Here is a 9,221-nt window from a genome sequence, read left to right as displayed (position 1 = left end):
ATCAGGGCCACTTCGCTTCATATCCTTGATTTACAACTTATCCTGACAAAAATCGGCGCCAATAAAAACCCCGCCGAAGCGGGGTTTTTGATTAGTTGCGGTTGCCGCCAAGCAGGCTCAGCAGGCTCAGGAAAATGTTGTAGATGGAGACATACAGGGTGACGGTGGCGGAGATGTAGTTGGTCTCGCCGCCGCGCACGATCTGCTGGGTGGTCAGCAGGATGGCCCCGGAGGAGAAGAGCATGAACATGGCGGACAGAGCCAGGCTCAGGGCGCTCATCTGCAGGAAGATGTTGGCAATCATGGCCACCAGCAGTACCCAGAAACCGACGAACAGCATACCGCCGATGAAAGAGAGGTCACGCTTGGTGGTCAGGGCATAGGCCGACAGGCCGAAGAAGGTGAGCGCGGTGCCGCCAAGGGCAGTCATCACGATCTCGCCACCACCATTGTTCATGTACATGTTGATGATGGGGCCCAGGCTATAGCCCAGCAGACCGGTCAGGGCGAAGGTGAAGACCAGCCCCATGCCGTTGTTGCGATTCTTCTCGGTCAGGAACATCAGACCGTAGACACCGATCAGGAACACGGCCCAGTGCAGCGGCGGCATGTTCATCACGGTAGCGACCCCCGCCACCACGGCAGAGAAGCCCAGAGTGAGGGAGAGCAGCATATAGGTGTTACGCAGCACCTTGTTGGTATCGCGTACGGCACTTTGGGTGCCAGTGTAGATAGAACGGGTATCCATCTTGGGTGTCCTCTTGATGTCCGGGTGAGACGGCGAGCAGCCGCCTCGTGATCGCTGTTTGTTACTGCATGTTTACGCATTGTATGTAGAACAAATAGGGATGACGAGGAACAATTTCAAGCCACCTGCCATTTTGCTCCCGCACACTATCCCACAGGAAATATGTATTGCATATGAACAAGGGCTTAGCGTAGTATGCACGCCGTTCGGAGGGGTGGCAGAGCGGCTGAATGCACCGGTCTTGAAAACCGGCGATGGGCGACCATCCGTGGGTTCAAATCCCACCTCCTCCGCCATATTCAAAGAGAAAGCCCAAGCGGTCACCCGCTTGGGCTTTTTTGTATCTGCGGTTTCTGGCCGAAAATGGCCTTGAATGAAGGCGCCGACAAAGCGCCGCGGCACTTTATGTCCTAGACCAGAATGACCTGCACATTTTTGGCTTTGATCTGCTCGATAACCTCTTTATCCGCATCCTTGCCGGTGATCAGAATGTCGATCTTGCTGGCGGCGCAAAACAGCATGCCTGCCCGTTGTCCCACCTTGCTGCTGTCAGCCAGTACCACCAGTCGGCCGACGTGGTTGAGCATCTTCTGCTCCGCCATGGCGGTCAGCATATCCATCTTGTAGAGACCATCGGCGGTCACGCCCTTGCCGCTGGTAAACATCCAGTGCCCGGCATAGAGGGAGGAGATCTCGTCCTGCGGTGCCAGGGTGATGGATTGCGACTTGTTGTATTGACCGCCGATGATCACCACGCCGTCATGGTCATTCTCGATCAGGTAGTTGGCGAGCGGGAAGTAGTTGGTGATGACTTGAACATCCTGTCCGCAGATCTCCTGACCCAGCACGAAGGCGGTGGAGCCACAGTTGATGACCGCGCTTTCCCCCGGTTTGATCAGGGCTGCTGCCGCCTGGGCGATGCGCACCTTTTCGCTGTGATTGAGGCTTTCATTGCTGTCGAGAGGAGACCAGTGGGCCTTTCTGGCCTGCATCAGGGCTTCGGCCCCGTTGCGCACCTTGCGCAGCTTGCCGGAGTCATTGAGCTTGTTGATATCGCGGCGCGCAGTGGCCGGAGAAATATCAAAGGCTTGCATTATGCTGTTGACCGACAGATGACGTTTCTGATTGAGCAGTTCCAAAATGGCGTTATGGCGATGTGCTTCTGTCATATCATGCCTGATGATGATTGAATCTGATTGGGTGGTGATTATATCGCGCATAGGTGTCGATGACAGCAACCTTGTTTACTCTTCTGATAACGGGCGTTCAGGCAAGCGCCAGACCGGCTTGCCGAGCGTGTTCGACCAGTCGCGCTTTGGCCGTTTTCAGGTTGCTGGCCCACGCTTCATCCTTGGCCCACATCTCCAGCACCAGGGGGCCGTTGTAACCGATTTTTGCCAGAGTATGGAAAATGGCGGCAAAGTCGACCTCTCCTTCGCCAATGACCAGATCACGGAACTGCCCGCTGCCATTGGCCGTTACCTTGCGGGTATCTTTGAGGTGGATCTGCACGATATGGTCTGCACTCAATTGAAACTCGGTGCAGGTGTCATAGTTCCAGCCGGTGATATTGCCGACATCCGGATAGGCCATGAAGTAGGGGGAGGGGATCTGCTTTTTCAGCACCTCGAATTTGCTGAGGGAGTTGAGATAGGGGGTATCCATGATCTCCACACCCAGCATGATGCCTGCCCGTTCCGCCATCTTGGCGGCTGCCAGCATTCCTTCGATGAAGTGGCGGTGGGTCTCGTCGCTTTGCGGTTCGTAGTAGACGTCGTAGCCCGCCAGCTGGATGCAGCGAATGCCAAGCTTGTACGCCAGATTGATCGCTTTTTCCATGATGATGGCCGCCTGCGCGCGGATGGCTGGATCCTGCGAACCAAACGGAAAGCGGCGATGGGCGCTCAGGCACATGGAGTGCAACGGCAAGCTGTGCTGCTCGCACAGGCGTCTGAGCCGATAGATTTCGCTATCTGACCAGTCGAGCCGTTGCAGTTTTTCATCTGATTCATCAATGGATATCTCGATGAAATCAAAGCCAAGCTCCTTGGCCGACAAAATTTTCTCTTGCCACTCCAGTGCAGAGGGCATCGCTTTTTCATAAAGGCCGAGGCGTAAGGCATGGTCAAAGTGGTGCATACAAGCTCCTGCATTCAGATAGGGAAATAGCGGTTCAATACCTCGAGGATCCCGCCCTCGTCGTTGCTCTCGCAGGTGACCCGGTTGGCCATCTGTTTGACCTCCTGCTCGGCATTGGCCATGGCGATGCCCATCCCTGCGAGGCAGAGCATGGAGGTGTCGTTGTGGTTGTCGCCGATGGCGACCAGTCGTGCCGGACTGATCCCTTGCTGGTCCAGATAATCCTGCAGTCGCGCTCCCTTGCTGTTGCCGCGGCGGGCAAAATCGACCCGATTGGCCCATGACTGCTCGCCACTGAAGTGTTCGCGTACCCAGGGGTGATGTGAGAAGGCCTGAATGGCGGCGATCTCTCCCTCGGCCACGAATTTCCAGACATGGCTGCTGTTGGCCAGCACCTCTTCAAACGAGTCAACGCTGGCTACCTGCGGCTGGATCGGCGGCGCAAAGCCGCTGGCCCACTGCTGCAGGGCCGCCACGTAGCGCACCGGCTGATGAGCGGAGTAGACCATGCGGTCAGTGACATACATGACGAGGTTGAGCCGGTGCTCCTTTGCCAGCGCGATAAAGCGTTGTGCCAGCTGATGGGGAATGGCGTTCTCCGCCAGTACGGCACGTTGGTCGTAGTCGTAAACGTAGGTGCCGTTGCAGCAGATGATGGGAGTAGTCAGTCCCAATTCGTGGTGATAGGGGTGGGCGGCAGTGTGGTGTCTGCCGGTGACCAGCATGACGGTGGCCTGCTCCTTGATCCTCATGATGGCCTCTTTGACGGCCGGCATGATGGTGTGAGCACTGGTCAGGGTGGTGCCATCGAGATCGAGGGCCAGGGCGTGATAGCGCATCGTCTGATCTTCTTGTTATCCGGTGAGGTGGGGGCAATAGAGGGGGTGATTGAGATGACGCCTTGCTGGCCCATCTCCATCACCCTCCCTCGTATTACCCGACGTCTGACAGGGCGTGCTTACAGGAAAGATTTGTAAGGCAGCTCCGGCTCGTCGATGAAGATGTCATCGAACCCGCGCGGGTGCTGGTAGTGCAGCTTGCTCTGGTCGGTCGGGAAGGTGTATTTGCCACCGACTTGCCAGAAGAAGGGGCTGAAGCGATAGCCGAGGCGATCTTTTTTCATGTTCCAGAGCACTTCGATCTCGCGGGGATCGCTTTGGAAGTTGGCCCAGATATCGTGGTGGAACGGGATCACCACCTTGGTGTTGAGGGACTCCCCGGCCCGCAAGATGTCTGATGAGGTCATCTTGTCGGTCACGCCGCGGGGGTTCTCGCCATAAGAGAGCAGCGCCACATCGATCTGGTAGTCATTGCCATGCTTGGCGTAGTAGTTGGAGTAGTGAGAATCACCCGAGTGGTAGAGGTTGCCCCCGGATGTCTTGACCAGATAGTTCACTGCCCGATCATCCATGCCATCCAGAATGCTCTTGTCGGTGGAGGAGACCCCCGCCGGCAGGGTGACCAGCGCGGTACGGTCAAAGGCATCGAGTACCTGGATCACGATATCGCCCACCGGGATCTCGTCACCTACGCGGGCCACCACGCAACGCTCGGCAGGCACCCCCCAGCGCAACCAGAGGTCGACACAGGCTTTCGGGCCGATGAACTTCACATGCTCACCACAGTTTTGCAGCACGGCAGCCGCCACATTGACGTCGATATGGTCGGCATGATCGTGGGTAGCGAGCACTGCATCGATATCTTTAATCCCGAAAGGATCGAGCACGAAAGGTGAGGTTCTCAGGTTGGGTTGCAGCTTGCGCACGCCCCCCATCCGCATCATCTGGTGCTGCTTGTTCATGTAGGGATTACCATGGGTTCGCTTGCCCGTGCCGCACCAGAAGTCGATGGAGATGTTGGTATTGCCGGCAGACTTCAGCCAGATACCGGTGCAACCCAGCCACCACATGGTGAAGGTATTCGGTTTGACCTCTTCCTGCTCAATCTCTTCATTCAGCCAGGTGCCCCACTCGGGGAAGGTGCTGAGGATCCACGATTCACGGGTGATTTCTTCAATCTTGCTCATCTCACATACCTTTCTGATTTGGATGGTTCACACAGTGGTGATTCATCGGGTGATGACATGACTTGCATGGTTGCGAGTCAGTGATTTGCTTTGATTGGTTATGACTATATTACCCACCATTGTGATTATCAATGATTGTGGTGATTGTTATGTGAGATTAATTGCGGCATATCACAATCAAGAGATGAGTACATTTTTAAGTGATTGTATTTATTGTGTTTATTTGTTTTTTGTCTATTTATAGGGATTCTTTGAATCCTTTCATGCAGCTTTGAGTACCCTTTTAACCGAAATTTTACATCCAGATGGTGGAAAAAAGAGATTCTCTCGACCTCGATCTTCATCACAATAAATCACGATGTGATTATGTATGATTATTTTAAGTTTGATAGTGAGTAGTGGCAGTTGAATCTGCTCGCGGGGCGTCAGGTAAAGCAATGCCCATATGAATGGTGAGATGTCCGCACCAATCCAATAGCCATGAGTTGTCCTCATCTGGACGGAGCATAAATATGGAAACCCTCTACAACGCTTTTTACATCTTTTACAGTCAGGTGATGACCAAGGCACCCCTGCTGTTGGGGCTGGTGACCTGTATTGGCTACCTGTTGCTCAAGCAGGATGGCACGACGGTCGTCAAGGGGACGGTGAAGACCATCGTCGGTTTCATGCTGGTGCAGGTGGGCGCCAGTACGCTGGTGGCCGGCTTCAAGCCGGTGGTGGACAAGATTGCGGAATATCATCACCTCACCGGTTCAGTGATTGATCCCTACACCACCATGATGGCGACCATGGAAACCATGGGAGAGAACTACTCCTGGGTCGGATATGCGGTATTGCTGGCCCTCGCCCTCAATATTCTGCTGGTGTTGCTGCGGCGTTATACCGGGATCCGCACCATCATGCTGACTGGCCACATCATGTTTCAGCAGGTAGGTCTGATCGCGGTCTTCTATATGGTGATGGGGGCCTCGATGTGGGAAACCATCCTCTATTCCGCCGTCATCATGGCGCTCTATTGGGGGATCTCCTCCAACATCATGTTCAAGCCGACTCAGGAAGTGACAGGCGGGGCGGGGTTCTCCATCGGCCACCAGCAACAGGTCGCTTCTTGGATTGCCACCAAGGTGGCTCCGAAACTGGGCAATAAAGAAGAGAGCGTCGATCACCTGAAGCTGCCAAAGTGGCTGCACATCTTCCACGACAGCATCACGGCGACCGCCATCGTGATGACCATCTTCTTCGGTATCATCCTGCTCTCGTTTGGCCTCGATAATCTGCAACAGATGGCGGGTCAGACTCACTGGTCCATCTACATTCTCGAAACCGGTCTCAAGTTTGCGGTCGCCATTCAGGTCATCGTGGTGGGGGTGCGGATGTTCGTTGCCGAGCTCTCCGAGGCCTTCAAGGGGATCTCCGAACGGGTCATTCCCAACGCCGTCCTGGCAATCGATTGCGCCGCTATCTACGCCTACTCGCCGAATGCCATGGTCTTTGGCTTCATGTGGGGGGCTATCGGTCAGTTCCTTGCTGTGCTTGCCCTGCTGGCATTCCAGGCGCCCATCATGATTATCCCGGGCTTCATTCCCATGTTCTTCTCCAACGCCACCATAGGGGTGTTCGCCAACCACTTTGGCGGCTGGCGAGCGGTGATGAAGATCTGCTTCGTCATGGGGATCATCGAGGTGTTTGGTTCTGCTTGGGCTATCCACTTGTTCGCGGTCAATGGCACCAGCTTCAATGGCTGGATGGGGATGGCTGACTGGGCGCTGGTATTCCCGGTGATCATGCAGGGCCTCTCGTTATCTTCCCTGTTCTTCGTGGTGTTACTGGCTGGCGCCGGGCTTTATATGTACTTCGCTTCCCGCACCCTGCGGATGGAAGAGGATATGGCTGTCCCGAGTGCTGCCGTGGCAGAAGACGCGGCCGATCTGCCAGCCTCGCCAGCCGAGAGTGCCAAAGGGGGACATGCAGTGCGGATCCTGGCGGTATGCGGCAACGGTCAGGGCTCATCCATGATGATGAAGATGAAGATCGGCAAGTTTCTCGAACAGCGTGGCGTGCCCCATGTCATGGACTCCTGCGCCGTGGCCGATTACAAAACCAAGCTGCAGACCACCGACATCATCGTCTCTTCCAAGCATCTGGCCGGCGAGATGAGCCCCGGTGAGGGCAAGTTCGTGCTGGGCGTGCAGAACATGCTCAACCCCAATTCGTTTGGTGATGAACTGCTGGGCATCATCAAGAACAACTTTGCAAATTAAGCCGATGAGTCTCGCTGCATGTGGCCGCGGGCAAGGAGAACAAGATGAAATTCAAACAATCTCTGATGGAAAACAACTCTGTATTGCTCAACGCGGCCGCCAGCGACTGGTGCAACGCCATCAAGCTGGGCACCGACATGCTGATCCGCTCCGGTGCCGTGGAGCCGCGTTACCACGATGCGATCATCGGCAGCATTGAAAAGATGGGGCCCTATATCGTGATTGCCCCCCAATTCGCGATGCCCCATGCAAGGCCGGAGGATGGAGTCAATCGCACGGCGTTTGCACTGGTCACCCTGACTACGCCGGTGAAATTTGAAGGGGAAGAGGAGCCGGTGGACGTGCTGGTGACGCTGGCGGGCAGTACCTCGGATGAACACATGGAGGGACTTATGGAGGTGACTCAGGTGCTGGAGGATGAAAACAGCGAGAGCGGGATCAACCTCGACAAGCTGCGAGCGTGCCAGAGCACGGCAGATGTATTCAACGTCATTGATCAGGCGCTGGCGCAAGTGGTCTGAGGCACCCAACGCGGCCCCGTAAGGGGCCCAGGAGAACGAAATGTACAACTCATTGAAAGAGGCGGTATTGGAGGCCAACCTGCTGTTGCCCCGATACGGTCTGGTTACCCTGACTTGGGGCAATGTATCCCAGATTGATCGCAGCCTAGGCGTGGTGGCCATCAAGCCATCGGGGGTCTCTTACGACAATATGACCGTTGACGATATCGTGGTCGTTGATTTGGAAGGCCAGATCGTCGAGGGGCATTTATCCCCATCCAGTGATACCGCAACCCATCTGGTTTTATATAAGGCATTCAAGGGTATTTCCGGAATTGTGCACACTCATTCCCGTCATGGAACTATTTGGGCACAAGCAGGCATGGATATTCCGGCATTGGGCACCACACACGCCGATTATTTTTATGGGGATATTCCCTGTACTCGTCCGCTGACTGAAGATGAAATCCGCGTTGATTATGAAAAAAATACCGGCAATGTCATCGTCGAAGAGTTTCAGCGTCGGGATCTGGATCCGCAGGCCTTGCCAGGCGTGGTCATCACTGGTCATGCCCCCTTCTGCTGGGGTAAGAGTGCACTGGATGCGGTGCACAATGCGCTGGTGCTGGAGGAAGTAGCCACCATGGCGCTGGCAACCAGAGCGTTGAATCCGGCCATCCATATTGCGCAGGAGTTGTCTGACAAACACTATTTCAGAAAACATGGTGAGAATGCCTATTACGGCCAGCGCTAATTAGTCAATCCGTTATTTAAATTGCCCATCTATTTATGTTAGTGACGTCAGGTTACGGCCCTTTATCGACTTTAAATCAATGGACCAATCAATCCTGCCAAGGTTTTAAATTGAGGAAATATAGTATGACCAAACCCATGTTACAGATTGCTCTGGATTCTACCGATCTTGCTACCGCCGTGGATATTGCCGATCGCGTCGCCGGTTATGTCGAGGTCATCGAGGTCGGCACGATTCTCGCCTTTGCGGAAGGCATGTCTGCGGTACGCACCATGCGCGAGCGTCATCCTGATCACATCATCGTATGCGATATGAAGACCACCGATGGTGGCGCCATTCTGGCCCGTATGGCTTTCTCGGCAGGGGCTGACTGGATCACAGTATCGGCTGCCGCGCACGTCGCCACCATTGCTGCCTGCAAGAAAGTCGCGGATGAGTTCGGCGGGGAGATCCAGATCGAGATTTATGGCAACTGGACGCTGGATGATGCCAAACAGTGGGCCGATATGGGGATCACCCAGGCTATCTATCACCGTTCGCGGGATGCCGAGCTGGCCGGGGTCAGCTGGACCCAGGCCGATTTGAGCAAGATGCGGGCACTCTCCGAACTGGGGCTGGAGCTGTCGATCACCGGTGGTATCGTGCCGGAAGATATCCATCTGTTTGAAGGGATCCGGGCCAAGACCTTTATCGCCGGACGGGCACTGGCATCGGAAAGCGGTCAGGCAACCGCCGAAGCGTTGCGCCGAGAGATAAGCAAATATTGGTAACAGGAGCAGGTTATTAGCGG

At 55.2% G+C, this 9,221-nt stretch carries 9 protein-coding genes and 1 tRNA gene; 5 read left to right on the top strand and 5 right to left on the bottom strand.

Annotation, left to right across the window (positions count from 1 at the left end):
• Positions 1–91: 91 nt before the first annotated feature.
• Entirely contained in the window at positions 92–748 is a 657-nt protein-coding gene (locus tag AB5Z09_RS05715; RefSeq protein WP_005338308.1) for a Bax inhibitor-1/YccA family protein, read from the bottom strand.
• Between the two features lie 208 nt (positions 749–956).
• Between AB5Z09_RS05715 and AB5Z09_RS05710 the strand changes: the two genes are divergently transcribed.
• Positions 957–1,044, top strand: a tRNA-Ser gene (locus tag AB5Z09_RS05710).
• A gap of 114 nt (positions 1,045–1,158) precedes the next feature.
• Here the strand turns inward: AB5Z09_RS05710 and ulaR are convergent.
• The 4 genes from ulaR to ulaG form a co-directional block, all read right to left on the bottom strand.
• The gene (gene ulaR / locus AB5Z09_RS05705; RefSeq protein WP_021229102.1) at positions 1,159–1,917 is read right to left on the bottom strand and encodes an HTH-type transcriptional regulator UlaR; all 759 of its coding nucleotides are present in this window, start codon (positions 1,915–1,917) and stop codon (positions 1,159–1,161) included.
• A 97-nt stretch (positions 1,918–2,014) separates the two neighbouring features.
• The gene (locus AB5Z09_RS05700; RefSeq protein ID WP_368194827.1) at positions 2,015–2,887 is read right to left on the bottom strand and encodes an L-ribulose-5-phosphate 3-epimerase; all 873 of its coding nucleotides are present in this window, start codon (positions 2,885–2,887) and stop codon (positions 2,015–2,017) included.
• A 14-nt stretch (positions 2,888–2,901) separates the two neighbouring features.
• Positions 2,902–3,726, bottom strand: a complete 825-nt coding sequence (locus AB5Z09_RS05695; protein WP_368194826.1) for a Cof-type HAD-IIB family hydrolase — start codon at positions 3,724–3,726, stop codon at positions 2,902–2,904.
• A gap of 119 nt (positions 3,727–3,845) precedes the next feature.
• Positions 3,846–4,913, bottom strand: coding sequence for an L-ascorbate 6-phosphate lactonase (gene ulaG, locus AB5Z09_RS05690; protein WP_236562143.1), 1,068 nt, complete (start codon positions 4,911–4,913; stop codon positions 3,846–3,848).
• Positions 4,914–5,425: 512 nt separating this feature from the next.
• On the opposite strand from ulaG, the gene AB5Z09_RS05685 reads away from it, so the two are divergent.
• The 4 genes from AB5Z09_RS05685 to AB5Z09_RS05670 all read left to right on the top strand — a co-directional run bounded on the left by AB5Z09_RS05685 (position 5,426) and on the right by AB5Z09_RS05670 (position 9,201).
• Positions 5,426–7,177, top strand: coding sequence for a PTS ascorbate-specific subunit IIBC (locus tag AB5Z09_RS05685; RefSeq protein WP_368194825.1), 1,752 nt, complete (start codon positions 5,426–5,428; stop codon positions 7,175–7,177).
• 44 nt (positions 7,178–7,221) lie between these two features.
• Positions 7,222–7,698: a PTS sugar transporter subunit IIA gene (locus AB5Z09_RS05680; RefSeq protein ID WP_335874504.1), complete on the top strand. Its 477-nt coding sequence runs from the start codon at positions 7,222–7,224 to the stop codon at positions 7,696–7,698.
• Positions 7,699–7,738: 40 nt separating this feature from the next.
• Positions 7,739–8,431, top strand: a complete 693-nt coding sequence (locus AB5Z09_RS05675; protein WP_368194824.1) for an L-ribulose-5-phosphate 4-epimerase — start codon at positions 7,739–7,741, stop codon at positions 8,429–8,431.
• A gap of 125 nt (positions 8,432–8,556) precedes the next feature.
• Positions 8,557–9,201: a 3-keto-L-gulonate-6-phosphate decarboxylase UlaD gene (locus tag AB5Z09_RS05670; RefSeq protein WP_064338471.1), complete on the top strand. Its 645-nt coding sequence runs from the start codon at positions 8,557–8,559 to the stop codon at positions 9,199–9,201.
• The last annotated feature ends 20 nt before the right edge of the window (positions 9,202–9,221 follow it).

Source organism: Aeromonas sp. R2-2 (genome assembly GCF_040908355.1).
GTDB classification, from domain to species: Bacteria; Pseudomonadota; Gammaproteobacteria; order Enterobacterales; family Aeromonadaceae; genus Aeromonas; species Aeromonas veronii.
Note: the sequence above shows the minus strand (reverse complement) of the source record. Positions and strands in the feature narration are given on the sequence as shown.

What these genes read in the sequence shown, in the direction of transcription:
- AB5Z09_RS05680 (WP_335874504.1), top strand. Translation starts at nt 7,222, where the DNA reads ATGAAATTCAAACAATCTCTGATGGAAAACAACTCTGTATTGCTCAAC.
- AB5Z09_RS05700 (WP_368194827.1), bottom strand. Translation starts at nt 2,887, where the DNA reads ATGCACCACTTTGACCATGCCTTACGCCTCGGCCTTTATGAAAAAGCG.
- ulaR (WP_021229102.1), bottom strand. Translation starts at nt 1,917, where the DNA reads ATGACAGAAGCACATCGCCATAACGCCATTTTGGAACTGCTCAATCAG.
- AB5Z09_RS05675 (WP_368194824.1), top strand. Translation starts at nt 7,739, where the DNA reads ATGTACAACTCATTGAAAGAGGCGGTATTGGAGGCCAACCTGCTGTTG.
- AB5Z09_RS05670 (WP_064338471.1), top strand. Translation starts at nt 8,557, where the DNA reads ATGACCAAACCCATGTTACAGATTGCTCTGGATTCTACCGATCTTGCT.
- ulaG (WP_236562143.1), bottom strand. Translation starts at nt 4,913, where the DNA reads ATGAGCAAGATTGAAGAAATCACCCGTGAATCGTGGATCCTCAGCACC.
- AB5Z09_RS05695 (WP_368194826.1), bottom strand. Translation starts at nt 3,726, where the DNA reads ATGCGCTATCACGCCCTGGCCCTCGATCTCGATGGCACCACCCTGACC.
- AB5Z09_RS05715 (WP_005338308.1), bottom strand. Translation starts at nt 748, where the DNA reads ATGGATACCCGTTCTATCTACACTGGCACCCAAAGTGCCGTACGCGAT.
- AB5Z09_RS05685 (WP_368194825.1), top strand. Translation starts at nt 5,426, where the DNA reads ATGGAAACCCTCTACAACGCTTTTTACATCTTTTACAGTCAGGTGATG.